The sequence below is a fragment of the Azospirillum brasilense genome (assembly GCF_001315015.1).
Lineage (GTDB): Bacteria > Pseudomonadota > Alphaproteobacteria > Azospirillales > Azospirillaceae > Azospirillum > Azospirillum brasilense.
The window spans coordinates 2,244,043-2,263,935 of record NZ_CP012914.1 but is presented as its reverse complement, the minus strand read 5'-3'; the positions used below and the strand labels follow the sequence as shown (position 1 = coordinate 2,263,935).

General features: G+C 67.1%; 18 protein-coding genes and 4 tRNA genes. 13 read left to right on the top strand and 9 right to left on the bottom strand.

Going from position 1 to position 19,893, the window contains the following annotated elements; genetic code table 11:
- Positions 1–9: 9 nt before the first annotated feature.
- The 5 genes from AMK58_RS10550 to AMK58_RS10530 form a co-directional block, all read right to left on the bottom strand.
- Positions 10–726, bottom strand: coding sequence for an ABC transporter ATP-binding protein (locus AMK58_RS10550; protein ID WP_035675098.1), 717 nt, complete (start codon positions 724–726; stop codon positions 10–12).
- Positions 723–1,469 carry an ABC transporter ATP-binding protein gene (locus AMK58_RS10545; RefSeq protein WP_035675095.1) on the bottom strand — a complete coding sequence of 249 codons (747 nt, stop codon included), beginning with the start codon at positions 1,467–1,469 and terminating at the stop codon, positions 723–725. Before AMK58_RS10545 ends, AMK58_RS10550 begins: the two co-directional genes overlap by 4 nt.
- Positions 1,466–3,307 (bottom strand): ABC transporter permease, encoded by a 1,842-nt coding sequence (locus AMK58_RS10540; RefSeq protein ID WP_059398871.1) that lies wholly within the window; start codon positions 3,305–3,307, stop codon positions 1,466–1,468. Before AMK58_RS10540 ends, AMK58_RS10545 begins: the two co-directional genes overlap by 4 nt.
- A gap of 138 nt (positions 3,308–3,445) precedes the next feature.
- Positions 3,446–4,675, bottom strand: a complete 1,230-nt coding sequence (locus AMK58_RS10535) for an ABC transporter substrate-binding protein (RefSeq protein WP_035675087.1) — start codon at positions 4,673–4,675, stop codon at positions 3,446–3,448.
- Positions 4,676–4,854: 179 nt separating this feature from the next.
- The gene (locus tag AMK58_RS10530; protein WP_035675085.1) at positions 4,855–5,295 is read right to left on the bottom strand and encodes a MarR family winged helix-turn-helix transcriptional regulator; all 441 of its coding nucleotides are present in this window, start codon (positions 5,293–5,295) and stop codon (positions 4,855–4,857) included.
- 863 nt (positions 5,296–6,158) lie between these two features.
- On the opposite strand from AMK58_RS10530, the gene AMK58_RS10525 reads away from it, so the two are divergent.
- Together AMK58_RS10525 and AMK58_RS10520 are read left to right on the top strand one after the other, a co-directional pair.
- Entirely contained in the window at positions 6,159–7,463 is a 1,305-nt protein-coding gene (locus tag AMK58_RS10525) for an outer membrane beta-barrel protein (RefSeq protein WP_035675083.1), read from the top strand.
- Positions 7,464–7,697: 234 nt separating this feature from the next.
- Positions 7,698–8,270, top strand: a complete 573-nt coding sequence (locus tag AMK58_RS10520; RefSeq protein WP_035675081.1) for a polysaccharide biosynthesis/export family protein — start codon at positions 7,698–7,700, stop codon at positions 8,268–8,270.
- Positions 8,271–8,422: 152 nt separating this feature from the next.
- Here the strand turns inward: AMK58_RS10520 and AMK58_RS10515 are convergent, their stop codons facing one another.
- The 4 genes from AMK58_RS10515 to rlmB form a co-directional block, all read right to left on the bottom strand.
- Positions 8,423–8,695: a hypothetical protein gene (locus AMK58_RS10515; RefSeq protein WP_035675079.1), complete on the bottom strand. Its 273-nt coding sequence runs from the start codon at positions 8,693–8,695 to the stop codon at positions 8,423–8,425.
- Between the two features lie 91 nt (positions 8,696–8,786).
- Positions 8,787–9,245, bottom strand: coding sequence for a hemerythrin domain-containing protein (locus AMK58_RS10510; protein WP_035675078.1), 459 nt, complete (start codon positions 9,243–9,245; stop codon positions 8,787–8,789).
- 33 nt (positions 9,246–9,278) lie between these two features.
- Positions 9,279–9,354 (bottom strand) — tRNA-Thr (locus AMK58_RS10505).
- A 91-nt stretch (positions 9,355–9,445) separates the two neighbouring features.
- Complete coding sequence (rlmB, locus tag AMK58_RS10500) at positions 9,446–10,300, bottom strand: 23S rRNA (guanosine(2251)-2'-O)-methyltransferase RlmB (protein ID WP_035675077.1); 855 nt, start codon at positions 10,298–10,300, stop codon at positions 9,446–9,448.
- A gap of 144 nt (positions 10,301–10,444) precedes the next feature.
- Here rlmB and AMK58_RS10495 point away from each other — a divergent pair.
- The 11 genes from AMK58_RS10495 to rpoB all read left to right on the top strand — a co-directional run bounded on the left by AMK58_RS10495 (position 10,445) and on the right by rpoB (position 19,893).
- Positions 10,445–10,530 (top strand) — tRNA-Tyr (locus AMK58_RS10495).
- Between the two features lie 64 nt (positions 10,531–10,594).
- A tRNA-Gly gene (locus AMK58_RS10490) sits at positions 10,595–10,668 on the top strand.
- A gap of 81 nt (positions 10,669–10,749) precedes the next feature.
- On the top strand, positions 10,750–11,940 hold the full coding sequence (tuf, locus tag AMK58_RS10485; RefSeq protein ID WP_035675071.1) for an elongation factor Tu: 1,191 nt from the start codon (positions 10,750–10,752) through the stop codon (positions 11,938–11,940).
- Between the two features lie 153 nt (positions 11,941–12,093).
- Positions 12,094–12,169 (top strand) — tRNA-Trp (locus AMK58_RS10480).
- A 69-nt stretch (positions 12,170–12,238) separates the two neighbouring features.
- Complete coding sequence (gene secE, locus AMK58_RS10475) at positions 12,239–12,436, top strand: preprotein translocase subunit SecE (RefSeq protein ID WP_035675069.1); 198 nt, start codon at positions 12,239–12,241, stop codon at positions 12,434–12,436.
- 5 nt (positions 12,437–12,441) lie between these two features.
- The gene (gene nusG, locus AMK58_RS10470; RefSeq protein ID WP_014241052.1) at positions 12,442–12,972 is read left to right on the top strand and encodes a transcription termination/antitermination protein NusG; all 531 of its coding nucleotides are present in this window, start codon (positions 12,442–12,444) and stop codon (positions 12,970–12,972) included.
- A gap of 134 nt (positions 12,973–13,106) precedes the next feature.
- A complete protein-coding gene (rplK, locus tag AMK58_RS10465) occupies positions 13,107–13,541 on the top strand; it encodes a 50S ribosomal protein L11 (RefSeq protein ID WP_014241051.1) in 435 nt (144 codons plus the stop codon).
- Positions 13,542–13,545: 4 nt separating this feature from the next.
- A complete protein-coding gene (rplA, locus tag AMK58_RS10460) occupies positions 13,546–14,247 on the top strand; it encodes a 50S ribosomal protein L1 (RefSeq protein WP_035675066.1) in 702 nt (233 codons plus the stop codon).
- A gap of 267 nt (positions 14,248–14,514) precedes the next feature.
- A complete protein-coding gene (gene rplJ, locus AMK58_RS10455) occupies positions 14,515–15,033 on the top strand; it encodes a 50S ribosomal protein L10 (protein WP_014241049.1) in 519 nt (172 codons plus the stop codon).
- Between the two features lie 57 nt (positions 15,034–15,090).
- Positions 15,091–15,465 (top strand): 50S ribosomal protein L7/L12, encoded by a 375-nt coding sequence (gene rplL / locus AMK58_RS10450; RefSeq protein ID WP_035675064.1) that lies wholly within the window; start codon positions 15,091–15,093, stop codon positions 15,463–15,465.
- Positions 15,466–15,699: 234 nt separating this feature from the next.
- A complete protein-coding gene (gene rpoB / locus AMK58_RS10445) occupies positions 15,700–19,893 on the top strand; it encodes a DNA-directed RNA polymerase subunit beta (RefSeq protein WP_059398870.1) in 4,194 nt (1,397 codons plus the stop codon).

The window sequence follows — 19,893 nt, the reverse complement described above, 5'->3', positions numbered from 1 at the left end:
CGCCAGCCCTCACACCGCCAGATAGGCCCGGCGCACCGTTTCATCCTCCAGCAGAGTCCGCATCGGGCCTTCGAAGCGGATCTGCCCCTTCTCGATGACGCTCGCGCGGTCGGCGACCGCGGCGGCGAAGGCGAGATTCTGTTCGGACACCAGGATCGACAGCCCCTCGGCCTTCAGCGCGCGCAAGGCGTCGGCCATTTGCTGCACGATGCGCGGGGCCAGACCCTCCGACGGCTCGTCGAGCAGCAGGAGCGACGGGTTGCCCATGAGCGTACGGGCAAGCGTCAACATCTGTTGCTCGCCGCCGCTCATCCGCCCGCCGCGGCGGCCCCGCATCTCGGCGAGGTTGGGGAAGAGGGCGTAGAGCCGCTCCGGCGTCCAATGCGGGGCGCCGTCGCGGGGCGGCTGGCGGCCGACCTCCAGATTCTCCTCCACCGTCAGGTCGGTGAAGACGCGGCGGTCCTCCGGCACGTAGCCGAGGCCGCGCCGCGCGATGCGGTGCGGCGGCAGGGCGGAGACGTCGCGCCCGTCGAAGGCCACCGTGCCGGAACGCCGGTCGAGCAGGCCCATGATCGCCTTCATCGTCGTGGTCTTGCCGGCGCCGTTGCGGCCCATCAGGGCGACCACCTCGCCCCGGTCCACCGTCAGATCGACTCCGGTCAGGATGTGGGCGCGCCCGTACCAGGCCTGAAGCCCGCGGACGCTCAGAAGGGGTTCCGCGGTCATGCGGCACCTCCCAGATAGACGGCCTGCACCTTCGGGTCGGCGCGCACGGCGTCGGGCGTGCCCTCGGCGATCAGCTGGCCGCGGTCGAGCACGATGATGCGGGTGGCGTGGCCGAACACGACGTCCATGTCATGCTCCGTGAACAGAACGGCGAGGCCGCGCTCGCGGACGAGGGAGGAGGTCAGCGCCATCAGCTCCTGCCGCTCGCCGGGGGCCATGCCGGCGGTCGGTTCGTCCATCAGCAGGATTTTCGGGTCGCCGGCCAGCGCCATGGCGAGTTCGACGCGCTTGAGGTCGCCGTAGGCCAGCACGCCGCAGGGCCGCTCCGCCTGGGCGCCCATGCCGACGCGCTCCAGCAGGGCCATCGCCTCGTCACGGAACCCGGAGGCCGCCGGGGTCCACAGACCGAACAGGCGCCGGTGGACCGAGAGCAGGACCATCTGCACATTCTCGCGCACCGTCATCGAGGCGAAGGTGGCGGTGATCTGGAAGGTGCGGCCGACGCCCATCCGCCAGATGCGGCGCGGCGGCAGGCCGACGATGTCCACCCCGTCCAGCCGCACCGTGCCCGCGTCGGGCCGCAGCTGGCCGTTCAGCAGGTTGAAACAGGTGGTCTTGCCGGCGCCGTTCGGGCCGATCAGCGCCAGCACCTCCCCGGCGTCCAGGGCGAAGGACACACCGCGCACGGCCTGCACCCCGCCGAAGGCGCGCTGGAGATTCTCGACGGCGAGGCGGCGGTTCATGAGTCCCTCCCGCGGGTCCACAGGTCGCGGACGAAGCCGGCGACGCCCTTGGGGAAGGCCAGAACCAGAACCAGGATGACGGCGCCCAGGACCAGCCGCCACCAGTCGGTCCGGCTCATCGCCTCGGTCTCCAGAAGGTGGAACAGGGCGGCGCCCACGACCGGGCCGCTCAGGGTCTGGATGCCGCCCATCAGCACCATGACCAGAGCGTCCACCGACACCGGCACGGCCATCAGGGTGGGAAAGACGCTGCCCTTGGAAAAGGCGTAGAGACCGCCGGCCAGCCCGGCGGCGGACCCGGCCAGGGCGAAACTCAGCCACTGGTGCCGGCGCACATCGATGCCCACCGATTCGGCGCGCAGCGCGGAATCGCGCCCGGCGCGCAGCGTGTAGCCGAAGGGCGAGAAAGCGGCGCGGCGCAGCAGCAGCAGCGCCCCGCCGGCCAGCGCCAGGGTCAGCCAGAAATAGGCCGCCTTGCCCGCCGCCCAGTCGGGCGGCCAGACGCCGAGGATGCCGTTGTCGCCGCCGGTGACGCCGTACCATTGGAAGGTCACCGACCAGACGATCTGCGCGAAGGCCAGCGTCAGCATGGCGAAGTAGAGGCCCGACCGCCGCACGCAGAACCAGCCGGCGGCCAGGGCGCCCAGCCCGGCGACCAGCGGCGCGGCGGCCAGCGCCAGCGGCATGGGGGCGGCCAGATGCTTGACCAGCAGGGCCGCGCCGTAGGCGCCCAGCCCGAAATAAGCGGCGTGCCCGAAGGAGACGAGGCCGCCCAGCCCGATCAGCAGATGCAGGCTGGCCGCCAGCAGCGCCAGGATCACCACCTCGGTCAGCACGATCAGCGCGTAGTCGCCGGCGACCAGCGGCACCGCGGCCAGCAGGGCGAGCAGCAGGGCGGGCGCCCAGCGCGCCGCGCCGGCCGCGGCGATCAGCGGCGGGCCGGGGCTGGCGGCGGTGGGCGGCGCGTCCTCGGCGCGGCCGAGCAGCCCGTAGGGGCGGATGACCAGAACCACCGCCATGAACAGGAAGACCAGGACCAGCGTGATCTGCGGGAAAACCAGGATGCCGAAGGCCTGCAACTGCCCGATCAGCAGCGAGGCGACGAAGGCGCCGGTCAGGCTGCCCATGCCGCCGACCACGACGACGACGAAGGCCTCGACCACGATGGCCATGTCCATGTGCAGGTTCACCGCCTCGCGCGGGACCTGGAGCGCGCCGCCCAGCCCGGCGAGCGCCGACCCCAGGAACAGCACCCCGGTGAACAGCCGCGCCGGATCGACGCCGAGCGCCGAGGCCATGTCGCGGTCCTGAGTCGCCGCGCGGACCAGCGTGCCCCAGCGCGTGCGGTTGAAGAGCAGCCAGAGCAGGCCCAGCACCAGCGGCCCCAGCCCGATCAGCACGAGGTCGTAGAGGGGGAAGGGCTGGTCGAGGATGTCCACGGAGCCGCGCAGCCCCGGCGCCCGCCGGCCGAGCAGATCCTCCGACCCCCAGATCCACGAGGCGGCGTCCTGCACGACCAGCACCACGCCGAAGGTGGCGAGAAGCTGGAACAGCTCAGGCGAGCGGTAAAGGCGGCGCAGCAGCCCGACCTCCATCAGCGCGCCGAGCAGGCCGACCGCCAGCGAGGCCGCGGCCACCGCGCCCCAGAAGCCCAGCGGCGTGCTCCCTAAGCGCTCCACCAGCGTCCAGCCGAGATAGGCGCCCAGCATGTAGAAGGAGCCGTGCGCGAAATTCACGATCCGCGTCACGCCGAACACGATGGTCAGCCCGGACGACACCAGGAACAGCGTCGCCGCCGTGGCGAGGCCGCTGAGGAATTGCACGAGGTAGAAGGACATCGGCTCTTTCGGCAGGGTCGGCGGGAGAGTGGCCTTTTTGCCCCCTCCCTAACCCTCCCCCGCTGCGCGGTGGAGGGGATCAATCTCCCTCTCCTGCGGAGCGGGGGAGGGAAGGGTGGGGGCAAGAACGCCGCCCCCTTACTCCGGGCGCATCTTGCGGACGGCCTCGTCGGACGGCAGATAGTCCGCCCCGTCGGCGTAGCGCCAGCCGGTCATCACGCCCTGGCCGTCCTTCACCGTGGTCTTGCCGACATAGGCGCCCATCGTCGCCTGATGGTCGAGCGCGCGGAAGGTGATCGGGCCGAAGGGGCTGGACAGCTCCAGGCCGGACAGTGCGTCGACGACCTTCTCCGCATCGGTGGAGCCGGCTTTCTCCACCGCGGCGGCGATGGCCTTGAAGGTGGCGTAGCCGACGACCGAGCCCTGGCGCGGCGGCTCGTTGAAGCGCTTCGCATAGGCCTCGCGGAAGGCCTTGTGCTCCGGCGTGTCGATCTGCTCCTGCGGGTAGCCGGTGACGATCCAGCCTTCCGGCGCCTCGTCCTTCATCGGGTCGAGATACTCCGGCTCGCCGGTCAGCAGGCTGACGACGGTGCGGTTGCGGAACAGGCCGCGCCCCTCGCCCTCGCGCACGAACTTGGCGAGGTCGGCGCCGAAGGTGACGTTGAAGATGGCGTCGGGCTTGGCCGCGGCCAGCGCCTGCACGGTCGGCCCCGCCTCCAGCTTGCCCTGGGCCGGCCACTGCTCGGCGACGAACTCGACGTCCGGCCGCTTCTCCGACAGGAGTTGGCGGAACCACTGCACCGCCGACTGGCCGTATTCGTAGTTGGGGGCGACGGTGGCCCAGCGCTTGGCTGGCAGCTTCGCCGCCTCCTCAACCAGCATGGCCGCCTGCATGTAGGTGCTGGGGCGCAGGCGGAAGGTGTAGCGGTTGCCCTTGGTCCAGGTGATGGCGTCGGTCAGCGGCTCCGCCGCCACGAAGGGAAGCTTGTTGCGCGCGGCGAAGTCCGCCACGGCCAGCCCGACGTGGGAGAAGTAGGTGCCGGCCAGCAACTCGACCTTCTCGTTCGACAGCAACTCCTGCGCGACGCGCACGGCGTCGTCCGGCTTGCCGGCGTCGTCGCGGGAGATGACCTCCAGCTTGCGACCGCCGAGCAGGCCACCCGCCGCGTTCACCTCCTCTACCGCGAGCTGCCAGCCCTGGCGGTAGGGGATCGTGAAGGCCGGCAGGCCGGTGTAGCTGTTGATCTCGCCGACGCGAATCGGCTGGCCGCCCGATTGGGCCTGGGCGGCAGGCATCGGCGCGGCGAAGCAAAGGGCGGTGGCGAGGGCGGCAGCACCCGGCGCAAGCAGGAGATGGCGGCGGTTCATGGTCAGCGGTATCCCGGCGCGGTTGGCGGCTGCGTGAACGCATGGAACGGCAGCGTGAACGCAATGTCTGCGTTCATAGCAAACCCACCGCAAAAGTCACCGTTCCGTTGCGCCGCATCATGCCGGTTTTCACCAAGCCGGTTTTCCCCGTGCCGGTGCCGGTGCGGGTGACACCAGCCTCACATCAGGCGCGAGAGAAGCAGGAGGAAGGTCGCCTGCTCCTCCGGGGTCAGCGGGTCAAGCGTGCGGTGATGCGCCCTCGTGGCATTCTCCAGCAGGGTGCTGACCAGCGACTGGCCGGCGCGGGTCAGGCTGACGCTGGTGCGACGCCGGTCCTGCGGGTCCGGCTGGCGCTCCACCAGGTTGCGCTCGACAAGGCGCAGGATCACCCCCTGGGTGGTCGCCGGGTCCATGAAGGTCAGCCGTCCGAGCTGGTTCTGCGACAGCGACCTTTCGGTCCGCAGCGTGACCAGGGCACCCCACTGGGTTGGGGTGAGCTGGGAGTCGCCGATCATGTCCATGAAGATGGAGGACGCGCGCTGGTGGGCCCGGCGGAGGCGATAGTGCACCTGCCCGGTCAGCAGGTAATCGTCGGTCGGAGGATGGGCAATCTGATCCATGGGCGCACACGAGCGTTGCGGAGCCGGACCGTTTCCGGTTGCGGCGGGTGTCGGCGGAACACCGTGCGACAGGTTCGGCGCCGATCCTGGGAATGTTCCCAGGCTTGCGCCAAATGCAGCAGGCTTCGCCTTGAAGCCTAGGGGTGGAAGTCGCAATAGGCAACGCTCGTCGCTGCGGCATAGAGCCACAGTCTAGGCCCTTTGACTATTTAAAGTGTAAAGCACTCGCGAACGAAGATGAGTCGTGCGTTTCAATAATCTTTCCGATGGACTGGCGGGCAATCTGCATATGCGGGTGTGTTTTGGTCATGCCAAACGGTTGTCCGTATTTCAATTATGGATTTTGTTTCGGTGGATAAGTGTTCGGCGGCGGAGTCCTTTCGCGGTCGGACTTTGGAAGGTCGCCGTCCGGCGGTGGGACACTCCCCGGTGTGTAGGGGGGCATCACAACATCGTCACCAGGATGGCGGGGTGATTTGGGCGGCGGGGGAGTGGTCAGGGGTCTGGTCATGCTCGGCGCTTCCTCATCGCTTCAAGGCGCGGCTCTAGACCGCATTTGCGTGAACGGGTGTTGCCGAAGGGTGGTTCCCGAGGAGGCGGACGTGTGGTTTCGTGGTCGTATGACCTTAGCTCTAATGGTGCGGGCGTATGGCAATAGAGCGCGCGTCTGACGCAAGTCTTGTTGCGCCAACAACACAGGCGCGGGCAAAAACCACGGCTGAACGGCTTCACTGTTGCACGGACATCACGCCATGAGTTGTCTTTGCAGCGACTGTCCGCTTCTGCCGGAGCGGCGATTGCACATTCCAAGGCCATTCGGCCGCCCGATACGAGCCACTGATTTCAGCCTTGCGCGGTGACCCATGAAGCCCAGCTCCCTGTCCCTTCTCGCCCTCGCGCTCGCGTCCACCGTGCTGACGGCGCTGCCCGCGGCCACGCCGGTGAGCGCCCAGGAACTGCAGCCCGGTGAAACCGTGCTGGAGCGCCGCCGTCCGGAGGTCGAACAGCTCGGCATCCGCGCCGGATCGTTCCGTATCCTGCCGCGCATCGAAACCGGCCTGACCTATGAAAGCAACGTCTTCGCGACCGAGAACGACACCCGCGACGACTTCATCTGGGTCACCCAGCCGCGCGTCGATGTGCGTTCGGATTTCAACAACCACGCCCTGAACTTCTCGGCCTCCGGCAACATCGGGCGCTTCTTCGACTACTCGTCGGAGAACTACGCCGATTACCGGGCGCAGGTGGACGGCCGCTACGACATCACCCGCGACAGCTCGGTCAGCGGCCTGCTGTTCAGCCGCCGCGACCATGAGGGGCGGTCCGACCCGAACTTCGACGTGTCGCTGGCCACCGGCACCGTGGTGCCGCGCTTCGCGGAGCCGGTGAACTACTTCACCCATGGCGGCGAGGCATCGTTCAACCAGCGCTTCAACCGCCTGCGCGTCCGCCTGACCGGTGGGGCCCAGTACACCTCCTATCAGGACGCCGAGTTGACCAACGGGCGGACGGAGTCGCAGGAGGACCGCGACCGCTGGAGCTACACGGGCACCGCCCGTGCCGGCTACGAGTTCATCCAGGGCTACGAAGCCTTCATCCAGGGCTCCTACAACTGGACCCGGTACCGGCTGACCCCGGATTTCGGCGGCGTCAACCGCGACTCGGACGGCTATGAGGTCGTCGGCGGCCTGTCCACCGACCTGACCGGCCTCATCAACGGCGAGATCTATGCCGGTTATCTGAGCCGGACCTACGATGATCCGACGCTGAAGGATTTCGGTGGTCTGGCCTTGGGCGGCCGCCTGAACTGGTCGGTGACCCAGCTCACCTCGGTCACCGGCTCGCTCAGCCGTCAGGTTCGCGAATCGACCTACGCCCGCGGCAGCCAGATCGCGTCGAGCTACAACCGCACCGTCGCCGCGGTCGGCGTGGATCACGAGCTTCTGCGCACCCTGCTGCTGAACGCCCGCGTCCAGTGGCGCCAGGACGACTTCAACGGCGTGGACCGCACCGACGACGTCTACACACTGGGGGCCGGTGCCAGCTACCAGCTCAGCCGCTACGTCTTCGTGAATGGCGGCTATACTTACGAAAAGCGTAACTCGAACCTCAGTGGTTTCGATTACTCCGACAATCTGGTCTATCTGCGCGTCGGCGCTCAGATGTAATCAGTTCGTCTAGTCCATGCACAGAGGGGCGCTCATCTGCCGATGGGCGCCCCTTTTGCATTTCCGCCTATACGGTGATGCGAATCCTTTTCCTCCGTTGGCGTTACTTCCTCTCCACTTTTTCCCAAGCGCGTGCGAGTTGCTAGTCTCCCTCCGTGACCGCTCAGGGTTCGGCCGCTCCGTCCGCGGGCGCCTGGACCCGATGTCCTCACGAGCTATGGAGAAGGGTTAGGGATGAATCGACGTAACGTGTTCCGCGCGCTCGGAATGACCGTGGTCGCCGCCGCGATGGTCGGCTGCGCCGGTGGCCAGGATGCCCCTCTCGAACCGCCCGGCGTCGCCCAGATGACGGACTACCGCCTGGGGGCCGGCGACGCGCTGCGCGTCATCGTCTTCGGCGAGGAGCAGCTCTCCGGCGAGTTCCGCGTCGACGGGTCGGGCAAGGTCGCCATGCCGCTGATCGGCGAGGTGTCGGCCCGCGGCCACACCCCGCGCGAGTTGGAGACCGACATCGCCAAGCGCCTGTCGCAGGGCTACGTCCGCGATGCCAAGGTCAGCGTCGAGGTGCTGAACCACCGGCCCTTCTTCATCCTGGGCGAGGTCCGTAACCCCGGCCAGTACCAGTATGTCAACGGCATGACCGCCCTGTCGGCGGTGGCGATGGCTGGCGGCTACACCTACCGCGCCAAGGAGGACTACGTGCTGATCACACGCGGGGCCGACCCCAAGAAGGAGTTGCGCCGCGCCCCGATCACCACGCCGGTGATGCCCGACGACGTGCTGCGCGTGCCGGAGCGCTATTTCTGATCGGCAACCGGTTCCGGAAACTCGCCAGACGGCCCATTTGTTTCGGAAAACTGGGGCAGGCGCCCCGCCACCATTCGACGCCATGACAATGTCCCTCTTCCCATTCGGAAGAGGGACATTTTTTTGCGCAACAGTCCGCCTCGTGGCGGCGGTCATCCATCGTCGCGGGTGCCCTCGCCGTAGGGAAGGTCGCCTTTGCGGAAGGCGTCGGCGCCCTTGGAGTGGCCCGAGGGCGCGCGGGCGTCGGAAGGGGCAGGATCGTGAGTGCTGGCGGCCGGAGGCGGTCGGACGCCCGCGGCCTCGTCGTCGGTGCCCAGCGGGGCCGCAGCAGGGTCAGACGCGGGGATCTTGTCGCCGGTCAGGCCCTTGTCGATGGCGTCGCGCAGGCGCTGCGCCCCGGCGTTGGGAGTGTCGGATTTTTCCATGAAGGAGCCTGGGTCGGTTGCTGGAAGGGATCGTCCCCTCTCCAACCGCTGCCTGGAGGCCCGGTTCCCCGGTTGGGGCGTCATGGCCGTCTCAGGAGCGCAAGGCGTCCCGATCAGCCTCGTCCAGGCCGTCGAGCCATTCGTCCATGGAGATCATGGGCGGCTCGTCGCCGGCGCGCCGGGCGGCCTCCACCAGTTCGGTGTCGGCGGTGTTGGAGTGGACGATGAACCATAGCATCAGCCGGTTCGCGTCGTCGCTGGTCACCGGGGCGCCGCGCTCAGCGGTACCCACCAGAGCGTCGATGCTGGCCAAGTAGCTACGATGGGCCTGCTCGTGCCGCTCCCGCCGGTCCGTGGCCAGAACGGCCATCTCCACCGTTTCCGTGGCGAAATGCTCCGCCACCTCGTGCGAAAGCGCGGTCAGCTCCGCCAGCCCGACCGGACCGCCCGCGGTCATCGCCGACAGGAGGTCGAGAATGGAACTGTGCTCCGCGTCGATGACGCCGGAGCCGGTCGGGATCAGGGAGCCGCCTTCGGTGGCGTGCGTCATGGGCAGGACGTCGGTCTGGCGGTCAAAAAAAGGTGGTGCCGGTTGCAGGGCTCGAACCCGCGACCTTCGGTTTACAAAACCGCTGCTCTACCAACTGAGCTAAACCGGCATGCCGCCCGGCCAGACGGCGGCGGGCGCTTACACTAGCGTCCCCCGCGGTCCGCAGCAAGCCTCACCTGTGCGGCGCGTTTGGCGACGCGTCAGCGCAGCCGGGCGACCTCGTAGAGGGCGACCGCGGCGGCATTGGACACGTTCAGGCTGCCCACCGGTCCCTGGGTCGGCAGGCGCGCGACGATGTCGCAACGCTCCATGGTCAGGCGGCGCAGCCCGGCCCCCTCCGCCCCCAGCACCAGCGCGGTGCGGCCCGTCAGGTTGCACTGGGCCAGCGTGCTCGTCCCCGACTCGGCGAGACCGACCGTCCAGAAGCCGGCCTGCTGAAGATCGGCGAGCGCCCGGGCGAGGTTGGTGACTCGCACCAGCGGAACCGACTCCAGTGCTCCCGAGGCGCTCTTGGCGAGGACGCCGGTGGTCTCCGGCGCGTTGCGCTCCGTCACCACCACCGCCTTGGCCCCGAAGGCCGAAGCAGAGCGCAGGATCGCGCCGACGTTGTGCGGGTCGGTCACCTGATCGAGGACGACGACGAGCGCCGACGGATCCGAATCGGCCTCCACGCAGAGGTCCTCGATCCCGATCTCGTCCAAGGGGGCGACGTCTGCTGCCACGCCCTGGTGTACGGCGCCCGGCGGCAACATGCGGTCCAGGTCGTTGCGGTCGGCCGGCATAAGGCCGGGCCGTTGCAGCCCGCGCGCCTTGGCCTGGGCCAGCACCGGCTCCAACGCGGCGCGGCCCGCTTCCGTCGCGATCAGACGGTGGATGCGCCGCTCCGGGTTCAGCCAGGCCGCAGACACCGGGTGCAGGCCGTAGAGCAGGACGCCCTGCGCGCCGCGCCCTGGGGAGGTGCGGTCGCCGCGCGACTCGCGGTGGGATGGGGAGTGGTTCTTGGCCGGGGCAGGGGGCTGGCCGTGGGGCGCGGATGGCTTCTTCGAACGGGTCATGGTGTCCGACTGGAGGGGGCGGGGCTAAGCCCGCCGCGGTTATTCACAGTTTTCTGGTTTGGACTGCTTCAGACGTGTTGACAAGGCCTGAAAAATTCTCATAGTGCCGAACTCCGCGGCGGGCATGTCCCGCAGCGGGCCTGAGGAAGGGTGGCCGAGTGGTTAAAGGCAGCAGACTGTAAATCTGCCCGCGTAAGCGTACGCTGGTTCAAATCCAGCCCCTTCCACCACTACATTCCACGGCTTGTCCGTGATCGCGTTTCCCGGTCGATAGCGCCGGGCGGGGCATGGCAGGCGGGTGTAGCTCAATGGTAGAGCAGAAGCCTTCCAAGCTTACGACGGGGGTTCGATTCCCCTCACCCGCTCCAATCCCCCCGCGCTAAGGGAAATGTCGGTCTCGGCCGGGCCATTGTGTGCGTCCGGAACGTCGGGAACGAAAGACCAAAGCGATGGCGAAGGCAAAGTTTGAGCGGAACAAGCCGCACTGCAACATTGGCACGATCGGCCACGTCGACCACGGCAAGACGTCGCTGACCGCGGCGATCACGAAGGTGCTGGCCGAGAGCGGCGGCGCGACCTTCACCGCCTACGACCAGATCGACAAGGCGCCGGAAGAGAAGGCGCGTGGCATCACGATCTCGACCGCCCACGTCGAGTACGAGACGACCAACCGCCACTACGCCCACGTCGATTGCCCGGGCCACGCCGACTACGTGAAGAACATGATCACGGGCGCCGCGCAGATGGACGGCGCGATCCTGGTCGTGTCGGCCGCCGACGGCCCGATGCCGCAGACCCGCGAGCACATCCTGCTGGCCCGCCAGGTCGGCGTGCCGGCGCTGGTGGTGTTCATGAACAAGGTCGACATGGTCGACGATCCGGAGCTGCTCGAGCTGGTCGAGATGGAGGTGCGCGAGCTGCTGTCCTCCTACCAGTTCCCGGGCGACGACATTCCGATCGTCAAGGGCTCGGCGCTGTGCGCGCTGGAGGACCGTTCGCCGGAGATCGGCCGTGACGCGATCCTCAAGCTGATGGCCGAGGTCGACCAGTACATCCCGCAGCCGGAGCGTCCGAAGGACCGTCCGTTCCTGATGCCGATCGAGGACGTGTTCTCGATCTCGGGCCGCGGCACCGTGGTGACCGGCCGCGTCGAGCGCGGCATCGTCAAGGTTGGCGAGGAAGTCGAGATCGTCGGTCTGAAGGCCACGGTCAAGACCACCGTGACCGGTGTGGAGATGTTCCGCAAGCTGCTCGACTCGGGTGAGGCTGGCGACAACATCGGCGCGCTGCTGCGCGGCACGAAGCGTGAGGACGTCGAGCGCGGCCAGGTTCTGGCCAAGCCGGGCAGCATCACGCCGCACACCACCTTCAAGGCCGAGGCCTACATCCTGACGAAGGAAGAGGGTGGCCGTCACACGCCGTTCTTCACCAACTACCGTCCGCAGTTCTACTTCCGCACGACCGACGTGACGGGCATGGTGAAGCTGCCGGAAGGCACCGAGATGGTGATGCCGGGCGACAACATCTCCATGGAAGTCGAGCTGATCGCTCCGATCGCCATGGACGAGGGCCTGCGCTTCGCCATCCGCGAGGGTGGTCGTACGGTCGGCGCCGGCGTCGTCGCCTCGATCATCAAGTAAGTTAAAGGTGTCGATCCCGCCGTCGTTCCCCATGGTTCGGCGGCGGGATTGATCCCTGTCGTTTTCGGCATGCCGGCCGATAAAAAGGCTAGCAAGCCACGCGGCTATGCGCTATAAGCTCCGCTCCCCGCCGGGGGTAGAGCCTGCGGCGATAGGAGTGTAGCTCAATTGGTAGAGCACCGGTCTCCAAAACCGGGGGCTGGGGGTTCGAGCCCCTCCACTCCTGCCACGCCGTACCGAACAAGAACGGGTCGCTGACCGCGCCCTACACGTCGCACCGGAGCCCGCACGGTCTACGATGGCTAAAGTGAACCCCGCAGAATTCGCGCGCGACGTCCGCCGCGAGGTGGCCAAGGTCACCTGGCCGACCCGCAAGGAAACCGGCGTGACGACCGCCATGGTGTTCGTCATGGTGGTGCTGGCTTCGCTGTTCTTCCTCGTCGTGGATCAGGTGCTGGCCTTCGCCGTCCGTATGATCCTTGGGCTGGGAGCCTGATCGCCATGGCCGCGCGCTGGTACGTCGTTCACGTCTATTCGGGCTTCGAGAAGAAGGTTTCCCAGGCCATCCGCGAGAAGGCGGCTCAGAAGGGTCTGGAAGACAAATTCGAAGAGATCCTGGTGCCGACCGAGGAAGTGGTCGAGGTGCGCCGGGGTTCCAAGATCAACACCGAGCGGAAGTTCTTCCCCGGCTACGTCCTCATCAAGATGGATTTGACGGACGAGTCCTGGCATCTCGTGAAGAACACGCCGAAGGTCACCGGGTTCCTGGGTGGTGGCGGCAAGCCGCAGCCGATCAGCCAGCGCGAAGCCGAGCGGATCATCCATCAGGTGCAGGAAGGCTTTGAGCGCCCCAAGCCCTCGATCACCTTCGAGGTGGGCGAGCAGGTTCGTGTGAGCGACGGCCCCTTCACCTCTTTCAACGGCACCGTCGAGGAAGTCGACGAGGAGAAGGCCCGCCTCAAGGTGGCGGTGTCGATCTTCGGCCGCTCCACGCCGGTCGAGCTGGAATACACCCAGGTCGAAAAGGTCTGAGACCAACCGTTTTCCCGGGGCACGTGATGAACAGTCACGTGCTCCTTTCTGCTGCGGAAGGCCCGCCATAGCCGCACCGCAAAGCCCCGCGACGCCGGACAGCGTATCGAGGCGTCGTATCTGGAGGTTGTGACATGGCAAAGAAAATCGTTGGCTTCATCAAGCTGCAGGTTCCGGCCGGCAAGGCGAATCCGTCGCCGCCCATCGGCCCGGCGCTCGGTCAGCGCGGCCTGAACATCATGGAGTTCTGCAAGGCGTTCAACGCCAAGACGCAGGACCTGGAAGTCGGCATGCCGATCCCGGTGGTCATCACCGCCTACGGCGACCGTACCTTCACCTTCGTCACGAAGACCCCGCCGGTCAGCTACTTCCTGAAGAAGGCCGCTGGCATCGACAAGGGTTCGCAGACCACCGGCAAGGGCGCTTTCGCCGGCAAGATCACGAAGACCCAGATTCGTGACATCGCCGAAAAGAAGATGAAGGACCTGAACGCCCACGACGTCGAGGCGGCCGCGAGCATGATCGCTGGTTCCGCCCGCTCGATGGGCCTCGAAGTGGTGGAGGGCTGATCCCATGGCGAAGCTCGGCAAGCGACTGACCGATTCCTACAAGAAGGTCGACCGCGAGGCGCTCTACTCGCTGGAAGGCGCCGTCTCCCTGATCAAGGGCCTGCCCAAGGCGAAGTTCGATGAGACCATCGAAATCGCCATGAACCTGGGCATCGATCCGCGTCACGCCGACCAGATGGTCCGCGGTGTGGTGAACCTGCCGAACGGCACCGGCAAGACCGTGCGCGTCGCCGTGTTCGCCAAGGGCACCAAGGCGGATGACGCCCTGGCCGCCGGCGCGGACATCGTTGGCGCCGACGATCTGGCCGAGAAGATCCTGGCCGGCAACATTGACTTCGACCGCTGCATCGCGTCCCCGGACATGATGGGCGTCGTCGGCAAGCTCGGTAAGGTCCTCGGCCCGCGCGGCCTGATGCCGAACCCGAAGCTCGGCACCGTGACCCCCGACGTGGCCGGCGCCGTCAAGGCCGCCAAGGCCGGCGCCGTGGAGTTCCGCGCCGAGAAGACCGGCATCGTGCATGCCGGCGTCGGCAAGGCCAGCTTCTCGGAAGAGGCCCTGGTGCAGAACATCCGCGCCTTCGTGGATGCCATCACCCGCGCCAAGCCGACCGGTGCCAAGGGTCAGTACCTGCTGAAGGTCTCGCTGTCCTCGACGATGGGCCCGGGCCTGAAGCTCGATCTGTCCACTCTGGCCGCCACGGCCTGAGTGATCTGAGTTTCGCCGCCGGCTCCTTCGGGAACCGGCGGCGATCGGGTGTCCCTGCGGGGATGCCCACCCTGTCCAAGACCGCTGGTGCCCGCGTCTCTCCGGAGGCAAGGGCTTAAACCTGCCAGAGCAGACAGGAGTTGAACCGTTAACCACGCGGGCTTGCCCGCGGTTCAGGAACGGCTCGAACTTCTGGGACAGGTTCGCCGGGGCTCCCCACCGAAAGGGAAGGGGTCCCTTGTAAACCTCTGTGCAAGGAGGCGATCCGTGGATCGTACACAAAAAGAAGCGACGATCGCGGACCTGCAGTCGAAGCTCCAGGAAACGGGCCTGGTGGTGGTCACCCACCATCTCGGCCTGACGGTGGCGGAAGTCACCGACCTGCGTGGCAAGATTCGGGCCGCGGGCGCGAGCTTCAAGGTGACGAAGAACCGGCTCGCCCGCCGCGCCCTTCAGGGCACGCAGTTTGAAGGTCTGGACGGTCTCTTCAAGGGACCGACCGCGATCGCCTACTCGAAGGATCCCGTCGCGGCCGCCAAGGTGGTGGCCGACTACGCGAAGACCAACGAGAAGCTGAAGATCGTCGGTGCCGCTCTCGGCGACCAGATCCTCGACGCGGAGGGAGTGAAGGCTCTCGCCACGCTCCCGTCGCTGGACGAACTGCGCGCCAAGCTCGTGGGCATGATCCAGACTCCGGCGACCCGTATCGCCGGCGTTCTCCAGGCTCCGGGCGGCCAGGTCGCCCGCGTGCTGGCGGCCTACGCGAAGAAGGACGAGGCGGCCTGAGCCGCACCCGTCTAGCTGTCTACCCATCCCAGAACATCGAGTTGTTGGAGCATTAAAATGGCTGATCTGCAGAAGCTGGTCGACGATCTCTCGGCCCTGACCGTCATCGAGGCCGCCGAGCTGTCGAAGCTGCTGGAAGAGAAGTGGGGCGTCTCCGCCGCCGCTCCGGTGGCCGTTGCCGCCGCCGGTCCGGCCGCCGCCGCCGCCCCGGTCGAAGAGCAGACCGAGTTCAACGTGATCCTCGCCGACGCCGGCGACAAGAAGATCAACGTGATCAAGGAAGTCCGCGCCATCACCGGCCTGGGCCTCAAGGAAGCCAAGGACCTGGTCGAAGGCGCCCCGAAGCCGGTCAAGGAGGCCGTGTCGAAGGACGAGGCCGCCAAGATCAAGAAGCAGCTTGAAGAGGCCGGCGCCAAGGTCGATATTAAGTAAGACCCGTCTTGCTGCGACGGATAAGACATATCCACGCCGGACGGCGGCCGGTCCCCGAGGGGGCCTGCCGCCGCACGGCGTTTTCTGCCTTCCACCGGACCGGGTTTCTCGGTCCGGCTCTTTCCGTCCCTGCATAAGGGGCGGGCCGCGCGATCATCGCCGCGTCGCGGCGAGCACCCTGGTTCGCGTGCTTCTGGTCGAGCGTACTCACGATTCTGACGTTTGGGGACATCCATGGCCAAATCCTTTACGGGTCGAAAGCGTGTTCGGAAGAGCTTCGGGCGCATCCCGGAAGTCACCCAGATGCCCAACCTCATCGAGGTGCAGCGCAGCTCCTACGACCACTTCCTGCAAATGGACGTCCCGCCGGAGAAGCGGGCCAACCTGGGTCTGCAGGAGGTGTTCCGGTCGGTGTTCCCGATCAAGGACTTCTCCGACCGCGCCGTCCTCGACTTCGTGAAGTACGAGCTTGAGCAGCCGAAGTATGACGTCGAGGAGTGCCAGCAGCGCGGCATGACCTTCGCCGCCCCGCTGAAGGTGACCCTGCGCCTCTCCGTCTTCGACGTGGAAGAGGACACGGGCCTGCGCTCGATCCGCGACATCAAGGAGCAGGACGTCTACATGGGCGACATGCCCCTGATGACGGCCAACGGCACCTTCATCATCAACGGCACCGAGCGCGTCATCGTCTCGCAGATGCACCGCAGCCCGGGTGTCTTCTTCGACCATGACAAGGGCAAGACCCATTCGTCGGGCAAGTATCTCTTCGCCGCCCGCGTGATCCCGTACCGCGGCTCCTGGCTGGACTTCGAGTTCGACGCCAAGGACCTCGTCTACGTGCGCATCGACCGCCGCCGCAAGCTGCCGGCCACCACGCTGCTGTTCGCTCTGGACGGCGCGGAGACCGAGGCGCTGCGCGCCGAGCGGAAGGCCCAGAAGAAGGACCTGCTGCCCTACGAGGCGCAGGGCATGGCGAAGGAAGAAATCCTCAATTTCTTCTACGACACCATCACCTACACCCGCGCGTCGGGCGGCTGGAAGACCCCCTTCAACGCCGACCGCATGAAGGGCGTGAAGGTCGCCTCCGACCTCGTGGACGCGGCCTCCGGCCAGGTCGTCGCCGAGGCCGGCACCAAGATGACGCCGCGCCTGATCAAGAAGCTGGTCGAGGGCGGCCTCGCCGAGCAGCTCGTCTCCACCGAGGAACTGACCGGCCGCTACCTCGCCGTCGACATCATCAACGAGCGGACCGGCGAAGTCCTGTTCGAAGCCGGTGACGAACTGTCGGCCAGCGACCTCGACAAGCTGGAGAAGGCTGGCGTCGACGAGCTGCCGGTGCTGGCGATCGACCACCTGAACGTCGGCGCCTACATCCGCAACACGATGGCCGCCGACCGCAACGCGTCCCGCGAGGACGCGCTGATCGACATCTACCGCGTCATGCGCCCGGGCGAGCCGCCGACCCTGGAATCGGCCGAGGCGCTGTTCGCCGGCCTGTTCTTCGACAGCGAGCGCTACGACCTGTCGGCGGTGGGCCGCGTCAAGATGAACGCGCGCCTGAACTTCCAGACCGAGGACAGCGTCCGCGTCCTGCGCAAGCAGGACATCATGTCGATCCTCAAGGTCCTGGTGAACCTGAAGGACGGCCGCGGCGAGATCGACGACATCGACCATCTCGGCAACCGCCGCGTCCGCTCGGTCGGCGAGCTGATGGAGAACCAGTACCGCGTCGGCCTGCTGCGCATGGAGCGCGCGATCCGCGAGCGCATGAGCTCGGTCGAGATCGACACGGTCATGCCGCACGACCTGATCAACGCCAAGCCGGCGGCCGCCGCCGTGCGCGAGTTCTTCGGCTCGTCGCAGCTCTCGCAGTTCATGGACCAGACCAACCCGCTGTCCGAGATCACGCACAAGCGTCGTCTCTCGGCCCTCGGCCCGGGCGGTCTGACCCGCGAGCGCGCCGGCTTCGAGGTGCGCGACGTGCACCCGACGCACTACGGCCGCATCTGCCCGATTGAGACGCCCGAAGGTCCGAACATCGGTCTGATCAACTCGCTGGCGACCTACGCCCGCGTGAACCAGTACGGCTTCATCGAGAGCCCGTACCGCAAGGTGCGCGACAGCATCGTCACCGACGAGGTGGTCTACCTCTCCGCCATGGAGGAGGGCCGCTACGTCGTCGCCCAGGCCAACGCCGAGCTGGACGCGAACAACCGCTTCGCCGCCGACCTCGTGTCGTGCCGGCAGGGCGGTGAGTACCTGATGTTCCGCCCGGAGGCCATCGATCTGATCGACGTGTCGCCGAAGCAGCTCGTCTCCGTCGCCGCGGCGCTGATCCCGTTCCTCGAGAACGACGACGCGAACCGCGCGCTGATGGGCTCGAACATGCAGCGTCAGGCGGTGCCGCTGGTCAAGGCCGACGCGCCGCTGGTCGGCACGGGCATGGAGGCCACGGTGGCCCGCGACAGCGGTGTGACCATCGTCGCCAAGCGCAAGGGCATCGTCGACCAGATCGACGCGACCCGCATCGTGGTCCGGGCGACCGACTCGTCCGACGCCACGGCGCCGGGCGTGGACATCTACAACCTGCTGAAGTTCCAGCGTTCCAACCAGAACACCTGCATCACCCAGCGTCCGCTGGTGAAGGTGGGCGACCGCGTGGCGGCCGGCGACATCATCGCCGACGGCCCCTCGACGGAGCTGGGCGAACTGGCGCTGGGCCGCAACGTGCTCGTCGCCTTCATGCCGTGGAACGGCTACAACTTCGAGGACTCGATCCTCATCAACGAGCGCATCGTCAAGGACGACGTCTTCACCTCGATCCACATCGAGGAGTTCGAGGTCATGGCCCGCGACACCAAGCTGGGCCAGGAGGAAATCACCCGCGACATTCCGAACGTCGGTGAGGAAGCCCTCAAGAACCTCGACGAGGCCGGCATCGTCTACATCGGCGCCGAAGTCCGTCCGGGCGACATCCTGGTCGGCAAGGTGACGCCGAAGGGCGAAAGCCCGATGACCCCGGAAGAGAAGCTGCTGCGCGCCATCTTCGGCGAGAAGGCGTCCGACGTCCGCGACACCTCGCTGCGTCTGCCGCCGGGCGTCGCCGGCACGATTGTCGAGGTCCGCGTCTTCAGCCGCCGCGGCGTCGACAAGGACGAGCGCGCCCTGGCGATCGAGCGCGCCGAGATCGAGAAGCTGGCCAAGGACCGCGACGACGAGCGCGCGATCCTGGAGCGCAGCTTCTACACCCGCCTGAAGGAGGTCATCCTCGGCCAGACCGCCCAGTCCGGTCCGAAGGGCATGCGCGCCGGCACGGTCCTGACCGACGCCGAACTGGCGAACCTGACCAAGGGCCAGTGGCGCCAGATCTCCATCGCCGACGAGCAGGTGATGGAGACGGTGGAAAGCCTGGGCAAGGTCTTCGACGACTCGATCCAGGCGCTGCAGAACCGCTTCGAGAACAAGGTCGAGAAGCTGCAGCGCGGCGACGAGCTGCCGCCGGGCGTGATGAAGATGGTCAAGGTCTTCGTCGCGGTGAAGCGCAAGCTGCAGCCGGGCGACAAGATGGCCGGCCGCCATGGCAACAAGGGTGTGGTCTCCCGCATCCTGCCGCAGGAGGACATGCCGTACCTGGAGGATGGCCAGCCGGTCGATCTGGTGCTGAACCCGCTGGGCGTGCCGTCGCGCATGAACATCGGTCAGATCCTGGAGACCCATCTGGGCTGGGCCTCGGCCGGCCTCGGCAAGCAGATCGGCCGCGCCATCGACCAGTACCGCCTCGCCATGAAGGGCCGCGGCGACGCCGCCCAGACCATGGACGGGCTGCGCATCACGCTGAAGGAAGCCTACGGCGAGAAGGTCTACGACGACCAGATTGCCGACATGACCGAAGGCGAACTGCTGGAGCTGGGCGGCAACCTGCGCAAGGGCGTTCCCTTCGCCACGCCGGTCTTCGACGGCGCGCGCGAGGAGGACATTTGCCAGCAGCTGGAGAAGGCGGGCCTGGACCGCTCCGGTCAGGTCACCCTGATCGACGGGCGCACCGGCGAGGCCTTCGACCGCAAGGTGACCGTCGGCTACATCTACATGCTGAAGCTGCACCACCTCGTGGACGACAAGATCCACGCGCGCTCGATCGGTCCCTACTCGCTGGTCACCCAGCAGCCGCTTGGCGGTAAGGCCCAGTTCGGCGGACAGCGCTTCGGTGAAATGGAAGTGTGGGCGCTCGAAGCCTACGGCGCCGCCTACACGCTGCAGGAAATGCTCACGGTCAAGTCGGACGACGTGTCCGGCCGCACCAAGGTCTACGAGGCGATCGTCCGCGGCGACGACAACTTCGAGGCGGGCATCCCTGAGTCCTTCAACGTTCTGGTCAAGGAGCTGCGCTCCCTGGGCCTGAACGTCGAGCTGAACCAGCGGTCGTACTGA

Bases quoted from the DNA above. Each gene is read 5' to 3' on its own strand.
- AMK58_RS10510 (WP_035675078.1), bottom strand. From the start codon at position 9,245: ATGACGCACGCCACCGAAGGCGGCTCCCTGATCCCGACCGGCTCCGGC.
- AMK58_RS10540 (WP_059398871.1), bottom strand. From the start codon at position 3,307: ATGTCCTTCTACCTCGTGCAATTCCTCAGCGGCCTCGCCACGGCGGCG.
- AMK58_RS10550 (WP_035675098.1), bottom strand. From the start codon at position 726: ATGACCGCGGAACCCCTTCTGAGCGTCCGCGGGCTTCAGGCCTGGTAC.
- AMK58_RS10545 (WP_035675095.1), bottom strand. From the start codon at position 1,469: ATGAACCGCCGCCTCGCCGTCGAGAATCTCCAGCGCGCCTTCGGCGGG.
- AMK58_RS10525 (WP_035675083.1), top strand. From the start codon at position 6,159: ATGAAGCCCAGCTCCCTGTCCCTTCTCGCCCTCGCGCTCGCGTCCACC.
- AMK58_RS10520 (WP_035675081.1), top strand. From the start codon at position 7,698: ATGAATCGACGTAACGTGTTCCGCGCGCTCGGAATGACCGTGGTCGCC.
- tuf (WP_035675071.1), top strand. From the start codon at position 10,750: ATGGCGAAGGCAAAGTTTGAGCGGAACAAGCCGCACTGCAACATTGGC.
- AMK58_RS10515 (WP_035675079.1), bottom strand. From the start codon at position 8,695: ATGGAAAAATCCGACACTCCCAACGCCGGGGCGCAGCGCCTGCGCGAC.
- rplK (WP_014241051.1), top strand. From the start codon at position 13,107: ATGGCAAAGAAAATCGTTGGCTTCATCAAGCTGCAGGTTCCGGCCGGC.
- rlmB (WP_035675077.1), bottom strand. From the start codon at position 10,300: ATGACCCGTTCGAAGAAGCCATCCGCGCCCCACGGCCAGCCCCCTGCC.
- AMK58_RS10535 (WP_035675087.1), bottom strand. From the start codon at position 4,675: ATGAACCGCCGCCATCTCCTGCTTGCGCCGGGTGCTGCCGCCCTCGCC.
- AMK58_RS10530 (WP_035675085.1), bottom strand. From the start codon at position 5,295: ATGGATCAGATTGCCCATCCTCCGACCGACGATTACCTGCTGACCGGG.
- rpoB (WP_059398870.1), top strand. From the start codon at position 15,700: ATGGCCAAATCCTTTACGGGTCGAAAGCGTGTTCGGAAGAGCTTCGGG.
- secE (WP_035675069.1), top strand. From the start codon at position 12,239: ATGGCTAAAGTGAACCCCGCAGAATTCGCGCGCGACGTCCGCCGCGAG.
- nusG (WP_014241052.1), top strand. From the start codon at position 12,442: ATGGCCGCGCGCTGGTACGTCGTTCACGTCTATTCGGGCTTCGAGAAG.
- rplA (WP_035675066.1), top strand. From the start codon at position 13,546: ATGGCGAAGCTCGGCAAGCGACTGACCGATTCCTACAAGAAGGTCGAC.
- rplL (WP_035675064.1), top strand. From the start codon at position 15,091: ATGGCTGATCTGCAGAAGCTGGTCGACGATCTCTCGGCCCTGACCGTC.